Raw genomic sequence first — 20,869 nt, forward strand, 5'->3', positions numbered from 1 at the left:
GTTCGAGATCAGATCCCCTGCGCTCCGCGGCAGGCTACGCCCCACGATAGCGCACGAACACGCACTGCCCGCCGGGCGCAAAGAGAACCACTGTGTAGGTCTCGGGCGGCCGGAAAAGCTTTTCCCCACGTTATACCATGCGATTCGGCGTGGATACCCGGCACAAGGTCGAGCATGACGAAAGTAATCGCGGAGATCGCCCTTCTGAATTTCCAAACAAGCTCCGAGGCATTCTCTCGTCACGAGAACTCGTCCCTTCGCGAGGCCCTTGGACTGGGGCCGCCGATTCTGCTCCGGTGCACGTCTCATTCGGCCGCGAGTTGGCCGGCAACAGACTCCGACCTGACCGCTGCAGCGTTCGAGGTCAGCCCCCATCCCTTGACCAGTCCGTAGATGGCCGGAATCACGATCAGCGTCAGCAGGGTCGAGGAGACCATGCCGCCGATCATCGGGACGGCGATCCGCTGCATGATTTCCGAACCTGCTCCGGTGCTCCACAGGATCGGGATCAGGCCCGCCATGATGGCCACCACGGTCATCATCTTGGGTCGCACACGCTCAACGGCGCCCTCCATGATCGCGTGATGGAGGTCGGCGCGCGTCAAGCTCCGGCCTGTTGCCGCGACCTTGGTGCCGACCTCGCTCCAGGCGTGGTCGAGATAGATTAGCATGATCACACCGGTTTCCGCCGCCACGCCGGCGAGCGCGATGAAGCCGACCGCGACCGCGACCGACATGTTGAAGCCAAGCCACCACATCAGCCACAGGCCGCCGACCAGCGCGAACGGCAGCGACAGCATCACGATCACCGTCTCGGTGATCCGGCGGAAGTTCAGATAGAGCAGCAGGAAGATGATCAGCAGCGTGACCGGCACGACGATCTTAAGTCGCGTCTCCGCCCGCTCCAGATATTCGAACTGGCCGCTCCAGGAGACATAGGTCCCGGCCGGGAACGCGACCTGGCCTGCGACCGCGCGCTGCGCCTCGGCGACATATCCGCCAAGATCGCGGCCGAGGATGTCGACATAGATGTAGATGGCGAGCTGGCCGTTCTCCGTGCGGATCGAGGTGGCGCCCCGGGTGAGTTCGACCTTGGCGACCTCGCCGAGCGGCACGGTCCCTCCGTTCGGCAACGGCACCAGCACGTTGCCGGCGATCGAGGACGGATCGCTGCGGAAGTCGCGCGGATAGCGGATGTTGACGCTATAGCGCTCGCGCCCCTCGACCGCCGTGGTGACGGCATCACCGCCGAGCGCCGTCGCGATCACGTCCTGTACGTCGCCGATCATGAGCCCGTAGCGCGCGAGCGCGCTGCGATCCGGGACGATATCGAGATAGTAGCCGCCGATTACCCGCTCGGCATAGGCGCTCGACGTGCCGGGAACGGTCTTGACCACGGTCTCGATCTGGCGGGCCGCAGCTTCCATCTGTGTCAGGTCGGTGCCGAACACCTTGATGCCGACGGGGGTGCGAATCCCTGTGGAGAGCATGTCGATGCGGGCCCGGATCGGCATGGTCCAGGCATTGGAGACACCGGGGAACTGGAGCGCGGCGTCCATCTCGGCCTTCAGGCTGTCGATGGTGACGCCCGGCCGCCATTGATCCTTCGGCTTCAGGTTGATGATGGCCTCGAACATCTCGGTCGGCGCCGGATCGGTCGCCGTCAGTGCGCGTCCGGCCTTGCCATAGACCGTTTCGACCTCGGGGAAGGACTTGATGATGCGGTCCTGCGTCTGAAGAAGGTCCGCGGCCTTGGTGACCGAGATGCCCGGCAATGTCGTGGGCATGTACATCAGCGTGCCCTCGTTCAGATTGGGCATGAACTCCGAGCCGAGTTGCATGGCGGGCCACCAGGAGGCGCCGAGCGCCGCGAGCGCGACGAGGATCGTCAGCGTCTTGGCCTTGAGCACGCCGCGGATGACCGGCCGGTAGACAAAGATCAGGAAGCGGTTGATCGGATTCTTGTGCTCCGGGACGATCCGCCCCCGGACGAAGATCACCATCAACGCCGGCACGAGCGTCAATGAGAGCAGCGCGGCCGCCGCCATCGAGAAGGTCTTGGTGAAGGCCAGTGGCCCGAACAGCCGGTCCTCCTGCGATTCCAGCGTGAAGATCGGCAGGAACGAGACGGTGATGATCAAAAGGCTGAAAAACAGCGCGGGGCCGACCTCCCTGGCCGCCTCGATCAGAACCTCGACGCGGGGCTTGTCGGGCAGCGCCCGCTCAAGGTGCTTGTGAGCGTTTTCGATCATCACGATGGCGGCGTCGATCATGGCGCCGACGGCGATGGCGATGCCGCCAAGGCTCATGATGTTGGAGCCGAGGCCGAGCAGCTTCATCGCCACGAAGGCCATCAGCACGCCGACCGGCAACATCAGGATCGCCACCAGCGCGCTGCGGACGTGCAGGAGGAACACAATCGACACCAGCGCGACGATGACGCTCTCCTCAATGAGCGTTCCCTTCAGTGTCTCGATCGCGGCGTCGATGAGCTGCGAACGGTCATAGACCGGGACGATCTCCGTGCCTTTGGGCAGGCTCGGCATGATCTCGGCGAGGCGCGCCTTGACGTTCTCGATCACGTCGAGCGCGTTCGCGCCGAAGCGCTGCAGGACGATGCCGCTCGCCACCTCGCCCTCGCCATTGAGCTCGGTGATGCCGCGCCGCTCGTCGGGGCCGAGCTCGATATGGGCGACGTCGCGCAGCAGCACCGGCGTCCCGCCATCGCTCTTGAGCACGATCTGCTCGAGATCGCCGATACCTCTCAGATAGCCGCGGCCGCGGACCATGAACTCGAACTCGGAGAGCTCCACGGAACGGCCGCCTGTGTCCATGTTGCTCGCCCGGACGGCCTCGCGGATCTTCTGAAGCGGGATGCCGAAGGCGCGCAGTCGCTGCGGGTCGACCACGATATTGTATTGCTTGACGAAGCCGCCGACGCTGGCGACCTCGGCGACACCTTCCGCCTTGGCGAGGCCGTAGCGGATGGTCCAGTCCTGAAGCGAGCGCAACTCCGCCAGCGTGCGATCCTTGGCGAGGACGGCGTATTGGTAGACCCAGCCGACGCCTGTCGCATCGGGGCCGAGGCTGGGCGTCACGCCCTGCGGCAGGCGTTGTGCCGCAGCATTCAAGAATTCCAGGACGCGGCTGCGCGCCCAATAGGGATCGGTGCCGTCCTGGAAGATCACATAGACGAAGGAGACGCCAAAGAAGGAGAAGCCGCGCACCACCTTCGATTTCGGGACCGTCAGCATCGCCGTCGTCAGCGGATAGGTGACCTGGTCCTCCACGACCTGCGGCCCTTGGCCAGGATACTCGGTATAGACGATGACCTGCACGTCCGAGAGGTCTGGGATGGCGTCGAGCGGCGAGGTCCTGATGGCGTAGACGCCGGCCGCAACGGCAAAGACCGCACCGATCAGGACAAGCATCACATTGCGCGCGGACCAGGCGATGAGGCGACCGATCATTTGGAATCCCCGCCGTTGAGGCCGCTCAGTGCCGCCTTGAGGTTGCTTTCGGCATCGATGAGGAAGTTCGCCGCGACGACGACCTTGTCGCCCGCCGCGACGCCGTCCCGGATCTCGACGTAGTCCGTGTCCCGGCGGCCGAGCTTGACCGGACGAGACTCGAAGCGGCCCTCGCCCTTGTCGACGATCACGACCTGTCGCGTGCCGCTGTCGATCACGGCGCTCGCTGGCACGGTGACGACCGAGGCAGCGGCCCCGGTGGCGATGTCGGCATCGACATACATGTCGGGGCGCAGGATCCCGTCGGGATTGGCGAGTTCGACACGCACGCGGGTGGTGCGCGTCTCCTTGTTGACCTGCGGATAGATCATCGCGACCTTGCCGGCGAATATGCGCGCGCGCTGGTTGTCGACCAACGCGGTCACCACGCAAGGTGGGGATTGGCGGGACATCGATTTTCTGCTGCGCCAGATCGATCTGATCAACACCGAGCCACGCCTGCTGCCGTCACCAGACGATCACGTTCACTGAGCGGGCAGGGCTGGCGGCTGCGTGATGGCGGCGGCCGTCAGCGTGTTTTCAGGTCCTCAATGGCCGGTGCATAGCCCGTCGCCGCGCTCTTGTGCAGCCAGGCATCGGCAGCGGCCGGATCTTTGGTTTGACCGGCCCCGGTGGCGTACATCACGGCCAGCGCATACATCGCCTCGCCATCGCCCGCCGTGGCCGCCTTGCTGAACCAGACGGCGGCTTGAGCGAGATCGCGCTCGACGCCGCGTCCGGCTTCATAGGCCCAACCCAGGCGGGTCTGGGCTCGGCGATTGCCTTGTTGCGCCGCCGCCTTGAGTAAGCCGATCGCCTCGGCCGCTTGACCTTGGGCCAGCGCGCGATCCACGCCAACCAGCGTCTCCGTCGAAGCCGCGTTCAGGTATTGCGCCGCCTCAAGGTCGCCCGCCGCAGCAGCCAGTTCCAAATAGTGTCGTCCCTGCGCTTCATTGCGGGGAATGTCGGCTGTGCCCAGCCAGTAAACAATGCCGAGTCGAAACACCGCCTTTGGACTGCCATTGTCAGCACCGCGGCGATAGTAGGCCAGCGCACGCGGGATGTCTTTGCGGACGCCCAGTCCGTCTTCGTAGAGGACGCCAAGATTGAACGCCGCCTCGCCAAAATCCTTGGCATCCAGCGCCTCCCAGATGCGGCGAGCCTGCGCGTAACGGGCCATTTTGAACTCCGCATATCCGCGGTAATTGCCAATGGTCGGACGGCGCACGATTTCCGTCAGGTCGATCTCGTCAGCGTCGCCATCAGTCGTGGCTGGCAGCGCGCCCGCGCCGGCCGTGACGCAACAGGCGAACAGGAAAACGGCCGCCAGCCTGCAGTTCGATCCGGTCAGGCGCAGAACATGCTGTCCGGTCAATAAAGGTGATGTCATGGTGTTTTCTCGGGTGCTGAGGGGACAACGAAAAGCAAATGCAGGGAGACCATCCGATACTCAGCTGATACGGTTCAAAAGATGCCACATATCGGTTTCTTCGGGTTTTTCCAAGTACTATCGGCTCCCAGCCCAGGGCGATCGCATTTGGAATGAGGTGGTCCCGGCTTCTTGGACAGTTTGGCGGCTAAGTTAAGCTAATCCCGGTTGTCGTTCATGCCGCCTGTTTGATGATCAGATCATGGGGGGCATGCCCCCCATGATCTGCTTGTCCGATCCGCCGATAGGCCTCGGCCGGGGTTCTCCCGGCCAGGCTCGAGTGCGGACGCTGGGTGTTGTAATAGATGATCCACCGGCCAAGGCCAGCCCGCAGTTCCGAGCCGGTCTCGAAGGCGTGGAGGTAGACGCACTCGTACTTCAGGGATCGCCAAAGGCGTTCGATGAAGACGTTGTCCATCCATCTGCCCCGGCCATCCATGCTGATGCGGACCTCGGCGTCGCGCAGCACGCTGGTGAAGGCTTGGGACGTAAATTGGCTGCCCTGGTCGGTGTTGAAGATCTCCCGCTTGCCGAAACGGGCCAGCGCCTCCTCCAGCGCCGCGACGCAGAAGCCAGCGTCCATCGTATTCGACAGCCGCCAGGCCAGCACCTTGCGGGTTGCCCAGTCCATGATCGCCACCAAGTAGAGGAAGCCCCGGCGCATGGGGATATATGTCACGTCGGCACACCACACTTGGTTTGGCCGCTCGATCACCAGCTTGCGCAGCAAATACGGATAGACCCGGTGCTGCGGGTGCGGATCGCTCGTGCGCGGCCGTTGATAGATCGGCGTCAGGCCCATCTTCGCCATCAGTCGCCGCGCCCGGCGCCGACCAACCTCATAACCTGCACGCTGCAGGTGCCGCGCCATCTGGCGGCTACCGTACCACGGGCTCTCCATGAAGGTCTCGTCGATCACCGTCATCAGCGCCAGCGTCTCGTCCGTTTCCGGCACCGGCGCATAGTAATAGGATGAGCGGCTGATCCGTAGCAGGCGGCACTGCGCCGAGATCGACAGACGATGGTGAGCAGGTTCAACCACCGCCCGCCTCCGATCGACGCTCATCGACCGAAGGCTTTCGCTAAAAAATCCCGTTCCACCACCAGTTGCCCGATCTTGGCGTGCAGCTTCTCCAACTCGCTCTCGCTGGCACTCTTGGCCGCATCGCCAGCCCCGGAGAACGTGCCCGCCATCCCGTCGATGGCCTGCCGCTTCCAGGACGCGATCATTGTGTGGTGCACGCCGTGCTTGGCCGCCAACTCCGCCAGTGTAAGGTCACCCCGGATCGCCTCCAGCGCGACCTTCGCCTTGAAATCCGCGCTGTAGCGCTTCCTCGTCGTCTTCATTCCCGTACCAGTCCTTCAGGTCGGGAGTAGCTTAACACCCTGTCCAGAAAACCGGCCCCATCTCACCCCGTCGATGAAGACGCTGTTGCCGCGCTCGCGCGCCCTGCGTTGCAAGGGCAACGCGATCAGATTTACATCATCGCTGGTGGAAGGGGGGCGGGTACTGTTATCCCAAATGAAACTGCGGTTTTGCGAGAACCCGAACCGCAAGGCCGATCGCGAACCAGGCATCCTGCTCGATCAGGGCTTCGGACTGTTGATTTCCGGCGAGAAGTGACCCTGGATTTCCACTGAGAAGTGACCCGGGGTGATGGTGGTCTTGGGTCAGGTTGCGGTCAAGTTTCGGGGCTTCTCCTTTGAGGGTTTAGGTGGTTTGGCCGAGCTGGCTCTGAAGCGGAAGCTGTCGTTTCCGGTCTCCAGGATATGGCAGTGGTGCGTGAGCCGGTCGAGCAAGGCCGTGGTCATCTTGGCATCGCCGAAGACCGTGGCCCATTCGGAGAAGCTGAGATTGGTGGTGATGATGACGCTGGTGCGCTCATAGAGCTTGCTCAGCAGGTGGAAGAGCAAGGCGCCACCGGAGGCGCTGAACGGCAGATAGCCGAGTTCATCGAGGATGACGAGATCGGTGTGGACGAGGCGGCCGGCGATCTGTCCAGCTTTGCCCTGGGCCTTTTCCTGTTCGAGGGCGTTGACGAGCTCGACGGTGGAGAAGAAGCGGACCCGCTTGTGATGATGCTCGATGGCGTGGACTCCGAGAGCCGTGGCGATGTGGGTTTTGCCGGTACCTGGACCGCCGATCAGGACGACGTTGTGTGCGTCGTCGAGGAACTCGCAGCGATGGAGCTGGCGGACGAGCGCCTCGTTGACCTCGCTACTGGCGAAGTCGAAGCCGGCGAGGTCGCGATAGGCCGGGAAGCGCGCGGTCTTGAGCTGGTAGGTGGTCGATCGCACCTCCCGTTCGGCGGTCTCGGCCTTCAAGAGTTGGGCGAGGATCGGCATGGCGGTCTCGAAGGCCGGTGATCCCTGTTCCGTTAGCTCCGTGATGGCCTGGGCCATGCCATGCATCTTGAGGCTGCGCAGCATGATGACGATGGCTCCACTGGCTGGATTATGACGCATGGCGCGCCTCCCTGGCTCGGCGCAGGGCGTCATAGCGCTCGACGTTGGCCTGAGGCTCAGTGGTCAGCGTGAGGGCGGGGGGAGCCGGGATCGTTGGCGTGCTCAGCGGCGTACCGTCGATCAGCCGGTGCAGCAGGTTGATGATGTGGGTCTTGGTCGGCACGCCGGCCTGAAGGGCGAGCTCTACGGCCGTGAGCACGACCTGCTCATCGTGCTGGAGGACCAAGGACAGAATCTCGACCATCTCGCGGTCACCGCATGGCCGCTTGAGCAAGTGCTGCTGCAGGGATCGAAACGCGGGCGGCATCTCAGCGAACGGCGCGCCGTTGCGCAGGGCACCGGGCTTGCGCTGGACGACGGCCAGATAATGCCGCCAGTCATAGACGGTCCGGCTCAGACGATCATGAGAGCGAGCGAACACCCGGCGATGCTCGCAGATTGCTTGCCCTTCAGCGACGAGGACGATCCGGTCGGGATAGACCCGCAGGCTCACCGGACGGTTTGCGAAGGAGGCCGGCACGCTGTAGCGATTGCGCTCCAGATGAACGAGGCAGGTCGGGGAAACGCGTTTGGCGTGCTCGACGAAGCCGTCGAACGGCCGCGGCACCGCCATCAGGTGCCGGATCTCCTCGCTCCAGACATCGGCGATCGAGCCGGGCTGCGAGCCGTGCCCGGTCTGTGACCACAACTCCCGGCACCGGGTCTCCAACCAGTCGTTCAGAGCTTCCAGGGAGGGGACGTTCGGCAGGGGTTGCCAGAGCCGATGACGGGCATCCTGTACGTTCTTCTCAATCTGCCCTTTCTCCCAGCCGGAAGCGGGGTTGCAGAACTCCGCCTCGAACAGGAAGTGGCTCACCATGGCCGAGAAGCGGATGTTGACCTGGCGTTCCTTGCCGCGGCCGACCTTGTCGACGGCCGTCTTCATGTTGTCGTAGATGCCCCGCCGTGGCACGCCGCCCAACACCCGGAAGGCGTGGTTATGGGCATCAAACAGCATCTCGTGGGTCTGGAGCAGGTAGGCTCGAAGCGTGAAGGCCCGACTGTAGGACAGCTTGACATGGGCGACCTGGAGCTTGGTGCGCTCGCCGGCAATGATCGCCCAATCCTCCGACCAGTCGAACTGGAACGCCTCGCCCGGCACAACGGCCAGCGGCACGAAAGTACCGCGGCCGCTGGTCTGTTGCTCACGCAACCGGGCAGCCTTCCAGTCCCGGGCAAAGGCCGCGACCCGATTGTACGACCCCTCATAGCCGAGGGTCACCAGATCAGCGTGCAGCTGTTTGATCGTACGCTTGTGCTTGCGCGACTTGCCGCTCTCGACCCGCAGCATCGCCGCGAGCTTGTCGGCATAGGGATCGAGTTTGCTCGACCGCTCGGGAAGATGAAACCGGGGTTCGACGCTGTCCGCCCGCAGGTACTTGCGCACGGTGTTCCTCGAAAGGCCGGTGCGGCGGGAGATATCCCGGATCGAGAGGTGATCCCGATAATGCCAGCGTCGGATGACGCTCAATAACTCCATGTCGATCACTCCGCTGTCCCCCGCGATGCCGCGTGAGACGTGGTGAAAACATGGGTCACTTCTCGATGGAAAAATCCGTGCCTACCGGGTCAACTCTCAGTGGAAATCAACAGAGTTACAGGATTTTGCGTTCTCGCAGCGCGCCGTTGTTGAAGATGACTGAGATCGCAGTGTATCAGTCGACAGGAACCGCGGCAGGCTTGTCGGAGCGCCGTTCGGTTTGCCCTGGCCCACATCATCCCGACGATGGCGACTGGTATCGCCCGGCACCACACGTTAAGGTTCCAGGTCTGCTCCGAGCCCTGATGGGAGCAGGCACGGCGGGGTGGTAGGCGAACCTTACCATCCCGCCTCCAGCCCATCGTGGTTCAGGGGCTCGCACTGTTCAGGACCGTGATGCAGACGTTGGGCTGCCTAAATTCCGTAATGGGCCGGGCGGTTTGGTCCGGCTTCGAGCGCAGGATTTGTTCCGGCTGTGATCGTGCCGGAGGTCGCGGCGGCGACCGGCCCGCTGATGGCGGACGGCAGCGGCCGGATCGAGATCGTGATGGCGAACGGGCGGCGGGTGCTTGTAGATCGCGATGTCGACGTCCGGGATCTCCGCCCGGTCCAGCGTCACGCCGTAGAAGAAACGCAACGCACAGACCGTCTGGCTCAGCGTCGGCCAGGAAATGCCCTGCGACACCGGATAAACCTGGAACGCACGGACGTCCTCCAGCCCCATCCGATCCGGCGACCAGCCGAAATAACGGCTGAACTTCGCCACCGCATGCAGATAGGATCGTTGCGTCGCGGGCGACAGGTTGCGCAAGCTCATGTCGTCGATCATGCGACGGCGCAGCGGGCTTACCGCTGCCGTGGCTTCAGCCATGGGATGGTCTCCTGGTCAGGGGTTGGTCTCAGCAAACAAACCTTCCCATCAGGAAGCCATTCAAGCCAATGCACGCGCCACTCCCGCGTCAGCGGGTTTGTTCAATCCTTCTCAAACGCCCTCTGAGATAGGTCTGGGCGATGAAATGATCGTAGGCCATCGCTTATAACGATGACTCGGCTTTGCATTGCCGGCGAGGGGGATGCTTTCTCAAGCAGCGTCCTCGAGCTGGATATGCAGTTTGAAGCCCGCCGCCGTCGCCACGTTGACCAGGGCGTCCAGCGAGAACTTGTCGAGCTTTCCGCGCAGGAGATCGTTCAGCCGGGGCCGCGTCAGGCCGAGGCGCTTCGCAGCCTGATCCTGCGGCACGTTCCACGACTTGACCCGCTCGCGGATGCCCAGCAGCAGGTCAGCGCGCGCCGTCAGATTCGCCGCCTCTGCCGGCGTATCGGCCAGCGCGTCAAAGACGCTATCGAAGACTTCAACATTCACAATTTCGGCGTTCATTGTTCCGCCTTCCAAGTTTTCAGCCGTTTCGCGGCTAGATCAATGTCCTTTTGTGCAGTCTGTTGCGTCTTTTTCTGGAATGCATGAAGCACAAGCACCCGATCCGGCAACGTCGCCAAATAGATCACGCGAAACGCGCCTGATGCCTCTCTGATCCTTATTTCCCTAACGCCCGCCCCGACCGTCTTCATGGGTTTCCAGTCGGACGGTTCGAGGCCCGTTTGCACCGCCCGGAGTTCAACGCCCGCGCTACAGCGTGCGTCGTCTGGGAAGTTTCGTAGAACCTCGCGGCTGTCACCAAGAAAATGAATCGGCTTTGAGGTCGCAGGCTCCATTTAGGTAAGTGTATCAAAACAGAGACAGTCGCGCAATGTGCAAAAGGCTGGCGCTCGCTTCATGGGACATGCCTCGATCGAACTCCTGTCAGGACGGGAAAATCGCGAGTCGCAGAAATCAACATTATTGAATAAAATCAAATAGATAGTGTCGTCAGGCTATCCCGGAGACCGCCGTTTGTCACCATCTTCCGGTCTCGGTGAGGCCTGGTATGAATAAGCATCGAAGCAGCGCCCCAACTCATATAGCCGTAACACTTTGATTTGGCCGACGATTTCATTCCGATGGGGGTCCCGATCGGCGCCGATCGGGACCCCCATTATCTGCTAAGTTAACGAACCAGATCAACGGGTTGTCCCTTATCCCACCCGGGGTCCACTTCGGCGCGTTTTCACAGCCGCCCCCAAAAAGCAGCCGATGATGGAGCCGAGCCCGCCGATGATGACGATGAACAGCAGCTGGAACGAGCGGTCGATGGAGAAAGCGTAGGGCTCCCACGAGCGCAGGTTGACGAACGCCCACAGCGCCCCGGCGAGCCCCAGGATGAAGGAGGAGATGGCGAACGCGGTCAGCTTCGACTGCATGGGGCGGATGCCGATGATCTCGGCCGCGATGTCCATGTCGCGGATCGCCATCCATTGCCGGCCGAGATTGCCCCGCACCAGGTTCGCGGCGCCGAGCGCCACGAGGACGGCGATGGCGAGGACGAGCAGACAGCGTTCCACCGGCGAGTCCACGTGCCAGCCGGCGATGACGAGGGGCGGCGCAGTGACCGAGCCGGGGTGACCAAATCGGCGGTGTCGCGTCGCTTCGTGGCGCTGTCGGCCGAAAAAATGAAGGCGTGGATGGCCGCCGACCTTTCCCCGTTGGATCTGCTGGTTATCCAGATCGACGGTATTCATATCGATCAGGACCTGATCCTGCTGGCCGCGGTCGGCGTCGACGGCAACGGCGACAAGCACCCGCTCGGGGTCATGGAAGGGGCGAGCGAGAACGCCGCCGTCTGCCAGGCCCTGCCCAACAACATGGTCGGCCGCGGCCTCGATCCCTCCGTCTGTCGCCTGTTCATCATTGATGGCTCACGCGCCCTGTCGAACGCGATCCGCAACAGCTTCGGGCGAAGGGCGCCGATCCAGCGCTGTCAGGTCCACAAGGCCCGCAACATCACCGAACGGCTGCCGAAATCCCTGCATGCCTCGGTGCGCAGGGCTCTTCGCCAAGCCTGGGAACTCGATGACGCCGACAAGGCCGAAAAGCTGATCCGCAATCTCGCCCGTGGCCTCGAGCGCGAGGCCCCGGGCGTGTCGGCCAGCATCCTGGAGGGCCTCGACGAGATCCTCATCGTCACCCGCCTCGACCTGCCGACCGAGTTGCGTCGATCGCTCGCCTGCACCAACATTATCGAGAACATGAACGGTACCATCCGTCGGATTTGCCGCAACGTGAAGAGATGGCGTGACGCGGCGACGATCCGTCCTTCACGACCCCGTGCCTACGCCTCCCTCGTCCAGCGCGACAAGGGCGAGCACAAACTCATCTGGTCGCGATGGCCGGCCACGGGCGCTCCGCTTCCCGCAAGGCGCCCGCCGCCTACACCCATCGACAGTCAAATCGGCGGCACAGGGAGCGCGACCCCGCAGAAAGCCAGGCGCATCGCAGGCAGCGTCAGCCCACAAAGCGATCGGCTCCTCGGAGGCCGTCGCCGAGTGTTGTCGGTTCGCGTGATATGGAAGACGCTGAAGTGACCGGTCAGCCGTCGCAATCGCGACGTCCCACCGACGCTTCTCAAGTGAGGGACGGTGATCGCGTCACCGATCGTCCTGACGGAGCGAGACGGCATGCACAAAACGAGTGAAGTGCTTGATGTGAATAGACCACCGGCCTCACCCGACGTCGCACCCGACTCAGCCTGGCACGCCCTCGCGCCCGATGCGGTTCTCGACGCGCTTCGCACGACCATCGATGGCCTCTCCGAGCGCGAAGCAACGGGTCGCCTTGAGGCCTATGGTCCCACTCGCCTGCCTCAGGGGACCTCGCGCAGTCCTCTCGCGCGCTTTCTGCTGCAATTTCACAATCTCCTCATCTATGTCCTGCTGGCCGCAGCGGGGCTGGCCGCGGCGATGGGACATGGCACGGACGCCCTCGTGATCCTTGCCGTCACACTTATCAACGCGATCATCGGCTTTGTTCAGGAAGGTCGCGCCGAGAAGGCTCTTGATGCCATCCGCGCGATGATCGACCCGCACGCCTCGGTCATCCGCGACGGCCGCCGTGTCACGGTTGGAGCGGACGCGGTCGTTCCTGGCGACATCCTGATGCTCGAGGCCGGCGACCGGGTGCCGGCGGACCTGCGGCTCCTCAGGGCGCGCAGCCTGAGGGTGGACGAGGCGACCCTCACTGGAGAATCCGTTCCCGTCGACAAATCGGTTCAATCCGTCGATGCCGGCGCCGCACTTGGCGACCGGTTGTCGATGGCCTTCTCCGGCACCTTCGTGACCGGCGGACAGGGAATCGGCGTCGTCGTGGCAACCGGCGCCGCCACCGAGCTCGGGCGGATCAGCACCATGATCGGTGCGGTGACGCAGCTGACCACGCCCCTCATCCGGCAGATGGACCGGTTCGCCCGCCAGATCACCATTGCCGTGCTCGGCATCTCCGCTCTCGTGTTCGCTTATGCCACGCTCGCCCGAGCCTACGACCTGGACGAAGCGTTCATGGTTGTGGTCGGCCTTGCGGTCGCGGCCATCCCCGAGGGCCTGCCCGCGGTGATGACGGTCACGCTCGCCGTCGGCGTCCAGCGCATGGCGCGCCGCAACGCCATCGTCAGGCGCCTGCCCGCCGTCGAGACGCTGGGCTCCGTCTCGGTGATCTGCTCCGACAAGACCGGCACGCTGACCCGCAACGAGATGACCGTGAGCATGGTGGTCACCGCCGACCGAGAGATCGAGGTCGAGGGCGCTGGCTATGCGCCCACGGGCGGCTTCCGGATCAAGGCAGGCGCCCCGCTCGATCCCGCCAGTGATCCGGTTTTGGTGGATCTGTCGCTTGCTGCCCTCCTTTGCAACGATGCTCACCTGCGCCAACGCGGCGAGGACTGGCTGGTCGACGGCGATCCCATGGAAGGGGCACTGCTCTCGCTGGCGATCAAGGCCGGGCACGAACCGACGGCCGTCCGGACCAGCTTCCCCCGCCTGGATGAGATCCCCTTCGATTCCCGGCATCGCTACATGGCGACGCTCCATGCCGGCAACGCGCAGCCGCCGGTGGTCGCCTACGTGAAGGGCGCGCCCGAACGCATCTTCGCCATGTGCAGCCATGTGGCGGCGCTCGACGGCGAGCGGCCGCTCGATCACCGCCTCTGGCACAACCGGATCGATGCCCTCGCCGAAAGTGGCCAGCGGGTCATCGCGATCGCACGGCGCCCCCTGGAGGCGGGCACACAGGAGATTTCGCCGGCCGAGGTCGCTCAAAATCTCACGCTGCTCGGTCTGGTGGGGCTCATCGATCCGCCGCGCCAGGAGGCGGTGGCGGCGATCGCCGAATGCAAGGCGGCGGGCATCAGCGTCAAGATGATCACCGGCGATCACGCCGCGACGGCACGCGCCATCGCGCGCCAACTCGGCCTTGGCGACGATCCGAAGAGCGTGACCGGCCAGGAACTCGATGGGATGGACGATGCCTCGTTCCGCAGGCACGCCCTGGAGGCGACCGTCTTCGCCCGCACCAGTCCCGAGCATAAGCTCCGCCTTGTCGAGGCGCTCCAGCTGGACGGCTCGATCATCGCCATGACGGGCGACGGGGTCAATGACGCGCCAGCGCTGAAGCGTGCGGATGTCGGCGTGGCCATGGGCGGAAAGGGCACCGAGGCCGCCAAGGAAGCCAGCGAGATGGTGCTCGCCGACGACAATTTCGCCTCGATCGTCGCCGCCGTGCGCGAAGGGCGCACCGTCTACGACAACCTCTCCAAGGTGATCGCCTGGACGCTGCCCACCAACGGCGGCGAGGCCGCCACCATCATCCTGGCGATCCTGTTCGGCCTCACGCTTCCCATCACGCCGGTGCAGATCCTCTGGGTCAACATGATCACGGCTGTCACGCTTGGCCTGACCCTCGCCTTCGAACCGACGGAACCGGGGGCGATGCGGCGTCCCGTGCGCCCCGCCCGCCAGGCGCTGCTCTCGGGCCGCCTCCTGTGGCGCATCCTGTTCGTGTCCGCCCTCATGGTCGCCGGGACGTTCGGCATCTATACTTGGGCCACGTCCCGTGGACTGTCGGTCGAGACGGCGCGCACCATGGTGGTCAACACGCTCGTCGTGCTGGAGATCTTCTATTTGTTCAGTGTCCGCTACGTGCATGGCACTTCGCTAACCTGGCAAGGGCTTCTCGGCACGCGGGCCGTGCTGGCCGGTGTCGCCACCGTGGTCGGGGCACAGCTCGCCTTCACCTATCTGCCTCCGATGCAGGCGGTCTTCGGCAGCCGTCCCGTGTCGCTTGGCGATGGCATGGCCATCGTTGCGGTCGGCGTTGCGCTGCTGGTCATCGTGGAGGCGGAGAAGCGGCTTGCTGCCGCGTGGCGCGCGCGGCACGCATGAAAGGGAGGGACCCTTGCGCGAGGATGGCATCTCGCGCGCCGTGACACACCCCGGGCTCTGCGTGACGCTGCGTCTCGTGGTAGAAGGCTGAAAGCGTAGCTTTCGGAGAGATGGCTGACAGTCTATCCAGGGGACGACGATCCGCGGAGGAAACCTTCGATGCTGAAAAACGTGCTGGTCCTGCTCGGCGAGAGCACCTCCAGTGCCGTGGCGAGCGCATATGCCCGGCGGCTCGTCAAGGCGCAGGACGCCCAGATCACATCAGTGTCAGGAGTTGATCTGTCATTCATCGAAGCTCCCATGCCCGGCACCATCGGCGGTGCGGCGTATCACGCGCAGATGGAAACGGGCCTCAAGGCTCAGGCCAAGAAGGCGCGCCGGCGTGTCGCGGAAACCTTTGAGAGAGAGTGTGCCAACGACGGAATCGTACCAAAAGGCATCAGCTTCGACGGCGATCCCTTTGAACAGGTGACGGCCGCAAGCGCGACGTCCGATCTTGTTGTCACCGGTCACGATGTCACTTTTCGCGGCACACAGCGCGAGCGGAACTCCGACACCTTGAATCAGCTGCTTTTCACGACCCCGCGTCCGGTTCTCGTCTGCCCGGATCAGCTTCCCTCCGTAGGCTCCGTCCTCATCGCCTATGACGGAAGCCTGCCGGCCATGCGCGCGCTCCAGCTCTTCGTGCTGATCGGCGCTTGGAAGGGCCGTCGCGTGCAAGTTTCCTCCGTCGATTCGAACCTCCAGACCGCGGAGCGGCTGGCTGGCGAAGCCTCGGCCTACCTCCATCTCCATGGATACGAGGCCGATCCGCGCCCTATCGGCTCCGCGGAGCCCCCCGCGGAGATCATCGGCGTGCAGGCCGCCCATGGCCAGGCCGAGCTTCTGGTCATGGGCGCCTACGGCCATCGCGGTCTCAAGGAATTCCTCTTCGGATCGACGACGCAGAGCCTCATTGGCGCGCCGAAATCCTGCATCTTCCTGTACCATTAGCGCGGCAGCCGGGCCATCGGCCCGCGCCCCTTGAACCATATCGGGAGCGCTTCGGCCAAACAGGGCCGCCACATTCCACCGGGGCTCGCAGAGCCTCATCCACCTGACCAAAGCCAGGCGTGACGAGGCATCCGACGGTGACACTGCTTCTCGTAATCCTCATTCCCTTCCTCGGCGCCCTGATCCCGCCGCTGGTGATCCGCTCCGGGCGCAACACCTGCGCGGCGGCGACGGGCGCCGTGACGCTGCTCGCCCTCGCTCTGCTCCTCTCCCACGCGCCGGCGGTGTTCTCCGGCGCGGTCCCCATGGCGGGCGTGGCCTGGGTTCCGTCCAGGGGCCTTTCCTTGTCCGTGTTCGCGGACGGGCTCGGCTTCTTCTTTGCGGCCATGATCCTCGCCATCGGCCTGCTGGTGATCGTCTACGCGCGCTTCTATCTGTCGCGCGAGGATCCCATGGGCCGCTTCTTCGCCTACCTGCTCCTGTTCCAGGGGGCCATGGTGGGCGTGGTCCTGTCCGACAACGTCATCGCGCTGCTGGTCTTCTGGGAGCTGACGAGCCTCACCTCATTCCTGCTCATCGGCTTCTGGACCAAGCGCGCGGAGGCCCGGCAGGGCGCCCGCATGGCGCTGGTCATCACCGGCGGCGGCGGGCTGGCGCTCATCGCCGGCCTGCTGCTGGTGGCGCAGGCGGCGGGTTCCTACCAGCTCACGGACATCCTCGCCCGCGGCGAGATGGTGCGCGCCTCGCCGCTCTATCTGCCGGCGCTGGCGCTGGTGCTGACGGGCGCCTTCACCAAGTCCGCCCAGTTCCCGTTCCATTTCTGGCTGCCCCACGCCATGGCGGCGCCGACGCCGGTCTCGGCCTATCTCCATTCGGCCACCATGGTGAAGGCGGGCGTGTTCCTGCTGGCGCGACTGTGGCCGGTGCTGGCGGGCACCGACGCCTGGTTCCTCATCGTCGCGCCGGTGGGGCTCGCCACCATGCTCCTCGGCGCCGCCATCGCCCTGTTCAGGAACGACCTGAAGGGCCTACTGGCCTATTCCACGGTGAGCCACCTCGGTCTCATGACCATGCTGCTCGGCCTCGGCACGCCCATGGCGGCGGTGGCGGCCGTGTTCCACGTCATCAACCACGCCACCTTCAAGGCGGCCTTGTTCATGAGCGCGGGCATCGTCGATCACGAGGCGGGCACCCGCGACATCCGCCGCCTCCATGGCCGGCGTGCCCCTGTTCAACGGCTTCCTCTCCAAGGAGATGATGCTGGAGGAGGCGGCGCACACCTCCTATCTGGGGCTCGATTTCCTCTTCCCCGTGCTGGCGACGGTGGCGGCCGTCTTCTCGGTGGCCTATGCGGCACGCTTCGCCATCGGCACCTTCCTCGGCCCCGCGCGGCACGTTTATCCGCACCATCCCCACGATCCGCCGCTCGGTGTGTGGCTGCCCGTGGCGGTGCTGGTGGTGCCGGTGATCGCCATCGGCCTGTTTCCCGCTCCCGTGGCCGGGCCGCTGGTGGCGCTGACGGCCGGGGCGGTGATCGGCGGGCCGCTGTCGGATTATCACCTCGCTTTGTGGCACGGCATCACGCCGGCCCTCCTCATGAGCCTTCTGGCCTTCGCCGGCGGCGCGGCGCTGGTCCTCGCCTTCCGCCGGGCCGATGGCGTGCGCGCGCCTGCCGCGCCTCGACGCCAAGACCATGTTCGAGCTGGCCACCGGCGCCCTGGTGGTGGCGTGCCGGCGCAGCCTCGGCGCCCTGCATGACGGGGCACTCACCCGCTACATGGGCGTGACGGTGGCCACGCTGGTCGCGGTCGGCGGCTACGGCTTCTGGAGCGCCACCCACGGCGCCGGCACCCGCCCTCTCCTGCCCGTGACCGCGCCCGCCGTGACCACCTTTCTCGCCCTCGTCCTGGCCAGCGGTGCGGTATTGCTGTTCCATGGCGAACGGCTGACGGCGCTGATCCTCACCGGCGTGGTGGGCGTGGTGGTGGCCCTCGCCTTCCTGCAATTCTCCGCCCCGGACCTCGCCCTGACGCAGATCTCGGTGGACGTGGTCACCACCATCCTCATGCTGCTCGCCCTCAACCTCCTGCCGAAGGCAACGCCAAGGGAGGAGAGCCGGGCGGTGCGCTGGCGCGACGGCACCGTCGCCGGCCTCGCCGGGCTGGGCGTGGCGGGCCTCGCCTATGCGGTCCTGACGCGCGACGGCACATCCATCTCCGATTATTACCTCGCCCAGTCCAAGCCCGGCGGTGGCGGCACCAATGTGGTGAACGTGATCCTGGTGGACTTCCGCGGCTACGACACCTTCGCCGAGATCATCGTGCTCGGCATCGCCGCGCTCGCCATCTACGCCCTGCTCGATCCGGCGCTGAAGGGCGCGGCGGTGCGGCGGATCAAGGCGATGCTGCCCCGGACCGAATCCCGGGATGCCCATCCCCTCCTGCTCGTGGTTTCAACCCGCGTCCTCCTGCCCTTGTCGCTGGTGGTGGGCGCCTACATCTTCCTGCGCGGGCACAACGAACCCGGCGGCGGCTTCATCGCCGGCCTCGGGGTGGCCATCGCCCTCATCATGCAATACATCGCCTCCGGCTACGGCTGGGCGGCGGAGCGCATGAAGGTGGATGCCCAGTCCATGATCGGCGCGGGCGTGGCCATCGCCGGCCTCACCGGCATCGCCGCCTTCGCCTTCGGCCGGCCGTTCCTGACCTCGACGTTCGGCTATCTGCACTGGCCCGTGGTGGGCACGTTCGAGGTGGCCTCGGCCATGGCCTTCGACCTCGGCGTGTTCCTCACCGTGGTGGGGGTGATGGTGCTGTCGCTGGCACAGCTGTCCCGCGTCGCCCGCCGCATCGATCCGGCGCCCGAGGGCAAGGACGCCATGGACGTGCCGCTGGAACGCGCCGCCTCCGGCGCTACCGGCAGGGAGGGCTGAGCCATGGAGCTTCTCGTCGCCGCCGCCATCGGCATCCTCACCACGGTGGGCATCTACCTGATCCTGCGCGCCCATACCTTCCCGGTGATCCTCGGCCTGACCTTCCTGTCCTATGCGGTGAACGTGTTCCTGTTCGCCATGGGCCGGCTCACCATCGACCGCCCGCCGGTGATCTCGCCGGACGCTCCGGGCTACACCGATCCCCTGCCCCAGGCGCTGGTGCTCACCGCCATCGTCATTTCCTTCGGCATGACCGCGCTCATCGTGGTGCTGGCGCTGCGCGGCTATCTGGAGACCGGCTCCGACCACAGCACCCTCGACGCCCCGCGCCGGACCGACGCGGGAGTCGGGGCATGACCGCGCCGCTGGACCACATGACGATCCTGCCGGTGATCCTGCCGGCCATGGCGGCGGCCTTCCTGGTCCTCGCCCTGCGCCATCATCTCGCCGGCCAGCGCATCGCCTCCATCGGCGTCACGCTTCTCCTGGTGGGGATCGCGGCGTTCCTCCTCGCCCAGGCATCGGACGGCACGGTCCGCGCCTACCGGCTCGGCGACTGGCCGGCACCCTACGGCATCACGCTGGTGCTCGACCGGCTGTCGGCCACCCTGCTGCTGCTCACCGCCGTGCTCGCTTTGTGCGTGGCGATCTATGCCGCCGGCGGCGTGGACGGACGGGGCCGGCACTTCCATCCCTTGTTCCAGTTCCAGCTCATGGGCATCAACGGCGCCTTCCTCACCGGCGACGTGTTCAACCTGTTCGTGTTCTTCGAGGTGATGCTGATCGCCTCCTACGGGCTCATGCTGCATGGCGGCGGCCCGGGCCGGCTGAAGGCAGGTTTCCAGTACGTGGCCATCAACCTGCTCGCCTCGGTCGTCTTCCTTGTGGGGGTGGGGCTGATCTACGCCGTCACCGGCACCCTCAACATGGCCGACCTCGCCGTGAAGGTGCCGCAGGTGGCGGAGGCCGACACCGCGCTGCTGAAGGTGGGCGCGCTGCTGCTGTTCCTCGTCTTCGCCACCAAGGCGGCGCTGGTGCCCCTGCACTGGTGGCTTCCGGCCACCTATGCCGGCACCTCCGCGCCCGCCGCCGCCCTGTTCATGATCATGACCAAGGTGGGCGCCTATGCCATCATCCGGGTCTATGGCCTCGTCTTCGGCGCCGATGCGGGACCGCTGGCGCTGGCGGCGGCGCCGTTCGTCATTCCGGCGGCTCTGGTGACGCTGGGGGTGGGCGCCATCGGGCTGGTGGGAACCCCCCTTTTTCGGCGCTCTTCACGCTCTGGCTGTCGATGATGGCGGCGGTGGGCGACGCCTCGCGTTCCGCTCTTTCGCGGCATTCGACATAGAGGGCGTGATGGATGCGGTCGAGCGTGCCGTCCCAGCTCCACAGATCGAAGTAATCATACAGCGTCGAGCGCGGCGGCAGGTCCTTGGGGATCGCCCGCCACTGGCAGCCGGTGCTCAGGATGTACATCAGCCCGTTGACCACCTCGCGCAGGTTCACCGTGCGCTTGTTGCCGCCGCGCTTGGCCGGCGGAATGCGCAGGGCGATCAGCGTCCATTCCTCGTCGGTGAGGTCGGACGGATAGCGCAGGCGGCTGCGGTCATAGCGGGCGCGGTTTTCGGCTGTCCACATCGGCGGCGGCTCCCTCAGAATCAGGCCGCCTCTCTTGAATCACAAATGATTCATCCGATTCAATATGTTCGCGGACA

Annotated in this window: 13 protein-coding genes and 5 pseudogenes; 7 read left to right on the forward strand and 11 right to left on the reverse strand. The window is 65.1% G+C overall.

The annotated features are described in order from the left end of the window. Positions 1 to 305: 305 nt before the first annotated feature. From ACI7BZ_RS21340 to ACI7BZ_RS21355, 4 genes are all read right to left on the reverse strand, one after another. A complete protein-coding gene (locus ACI7BZ_RS21340) occupies positions 306 to 3,470 on the reverse strand; it encodes an efflux RND transporter permease subunit (RefSeq protein WP_282640778.1) in 3,165 nt (1,054 codons plus the stop codon). Continuing rightward, a complete protein-coding gene (locus ACI7BZ_RS21345; protein WP_349239421.1) occupies positions 3,467 to 3,958 on the reverse strand; it encodes an efflux RND transporter periplasmic adaptor subunit in 492 nt (163 codons plus the stop codon). Before ACI7BZ_RS21345 ends, ACI7BZ_RS21340 begins: the two co-directional genes overlap by 4 nt. An 80-nt stretch (positions 3,959 to 4,038) precedes the next feature. Further along, positions 4,039 to 4,899, reverse strand: coding sequence for a tetratricopeptide repeat protein (locus ACI7BZ_RS21350; protein ID WP_282640777.1), 861 nt, complete (start codon positions 4,897 to 4,899; stop codon positions 4,039 to 4,041). 214 nt (positions 4,900 to 5,113) lie between these two features. Continuing rightward, positions 5,114 to 6,285, reverse strand: a protein-coding gene (locus tag ACI7BZ_RS21355) for an IS3 family transposase (protein ID WP_282889827.1) whose coding sequence is annotated in 2 segments (ribosomal slippage) — positions 5,114 to 6,021 and positions 6,021 to 6,285 — 1,173 coding nt in all. Because the reading frame shifts where the segments join, the coding sequence is not laid out codon by codon here. A gap of 73 nt (positions 6,286 to 6,358) precedes the next feature. Here ACI7BZ_RS21355 and ACI7BZ_RS21360 point away from each other — a divergent pair. Then, positions 6,359 to 6,562, forward strand: coding sequence for a hypothetical protein (locus tag ACI7BZ_RS21360; protein ID WP_282889828.1), 204 nt, complete (start codon positions 6,359 to 6,361; stop codon positions 6,560 to 6,562). Between the two features lie 47 nt (positions 6,563 to 6,609). Here ACI7BZ_RS21360 and istB read toward each other — a convergent pair whose 3' ends face one another. The 6 genes and pseudogenes from istB to ACI7BZ_RS21390 form a co-directional block, all read right to left on the reverse strand. Beyond that, positions 6,610 to 7,404: an IS21-like element helper ATPase IstB gene (istB, locus tag ACI7BZ_RS21365; RefSeq protein WP_282643066.1), complete on the reverse strand. Its 795-nt coding sequence runs from the start codon at positions 7,402 to 7,404 to the stop codon at positions 6,610 to 6,612. Continuing rightward, positions 7,394 to 8,923 (reverse strand): IS21 family transposase, encoded by a 1,530-nt coding sequence (istA, locus tag ACI7BZ_RS21370; RefSeq protein ID WP_414119322.1) that lies wholly within the window; start codon positions 8,921 to 8,923, stop codon positions 7,394 to 7,396. The genes istB and istA overlap by 11 nt, the downstream gene beginning before the upstream one ends. Before the next feature lie 589 nt (positions 8,924 to 9,512). Next, positions 9,513 to 9,794: pseudogene (locus ACI7BZ_RS21375) on the reverse strand (site-specific integrase); the annotation flags it as partial. A gap of 210 nt (positions 9,795 to 10,004) precedes the next feature. Then, the gene (locus ACI7BZ_RS21380; protein ID WP_282639180.1) at positions 10,005 to 10,286 is read right to left on the reverse strand and encodes a helix-turn-helix domain-containing protein; all 282 of its coding nucleotides are present in this window, start codon (positions 10,284 to 10,286) and stop codon (positions 10,005 to 10,007) included. An 11-nt stretch (positions 10,287 to 10,297) separates the two neighbouring features. Further along, a complete protein-coding gene (locus tag ACI7BZ_RS21385) occupies positions 10,298 to 10,636 on the reverse strand; it encodes a type II toxin-antitoxin system RelE/ParE family toxin (protein ID WP_282639173.1) in 339 nt (112 codons plus the stop codon). 360 nt (positions 10,637 to 10,996) lie between these two features. After that, entirely contained in the window at positions 10,997 to 11,374 is a 378-nt protein-coding gene (locus ACI7BZ_RS21390; protein WP_282639172.1) for an ABC transporter permease subunit, read from the reverse strand. On the opposite strand from ACI7BZ_RS21390, the pseudogene ACI7BZ_RS21395 reads away from it, so the two are divergent. The 6 genes and pseudogenes from ACI7BZ_RS21395 to ACI7BZ_RS21420 form a co-directional block, all read left to right on the forward strand. Beyond that, a pseudogene (locus tag ACI7BZ_RS21395) lies at positions 11,357 to 12,103 on the forward strand (IS256 family transposase); the annotation flags it as partial. The gene ACI7BZ_RS21390 and the pseudogene ACI7BZ_RS21395 overlap by 18 nt on opposite strands. Before the next feature lie 372 nt (positions 12,104 to 12,475). Next, positions 12,476 to 15,229 carry a cation-transporting P-type ATPase gene (locus ACI7BZ_RS21400; protein ID WP_414119271.1) on the forward strand — a complete coding sequence of 918 codons (2,754 nt, stop codon included), beginning with the start codon at positions 12,476 to 12,478 and terminating at the stop codon, positions 15,227 to 15,229. Between the two features lie 159 nt (positions 15,230 to 15,388). Then, positions 15,389 to 16,222, forward strand: a complete 834-nt coding sequence (locus ACI7BZ_RS21405) for a universal stress protein (protein ID WP_282639169.1) — start codon at positions 15,389 to 15,391, stop codon at positions 16,220 to 16,222. Between the two features lie 137 nt (positions 16,223 to 16,359). After that, positions 16,360 to 19,154: pseudogene (locus ACI7BZ_RS21410) on the forward strand (monovalent cation/H+ antiporter subunit A). 3 nt (positions 19,155 to 19,157) lie between these two features. Then, a complete protein-coding gene (locus ACI7BZ_RS21415) occupies positions 19,158 to 19,511 on the forward strand; it encodes a Na+/H+ antiporter subunit C (protein WP_282639168.1) in 354 nt (117 codons plus the stop codon). Then, positions 19,508 to 20,422 (forward strand): annotated as a pseudogene (locus tag ACI7BZ_RS21420) (proton-conducting transporter transmembrane domain-containing protein); the annotation flags it as partial. The gene ACI7BZ_RS21415 and the pseudogene ACI7BZ_RS21420, both read left to right, overlap by 4 nt. On the opposite strand, the pseudogene ACI7BZ_RS21425 reads toward ACI7BZ_RS21420, so the two are convergent. Further along, positions 20,409 to 20,792 (reverse strand): annotated as a pseudogene (locus ACI7BZ_RS21425) (IS5 family transposase); the annotation flags it as partial. The pseudogenes ACI7BZ_RS21420 and ACI7BZ_RS21425 sit on opposite strands and share 14 nt — an antisense overlap. Positions 20,793 to 20,869: the final 77 nt, after the last annotated feature.

The organism is Xanthobacter sp. AM11, from assembly GCF_047444035.1.
GTDB lineage: Bacteria > Pseudomonadota > Alphaproteobacteria > Rhizobiales > Xanthobacteraceae > Xanthobacter.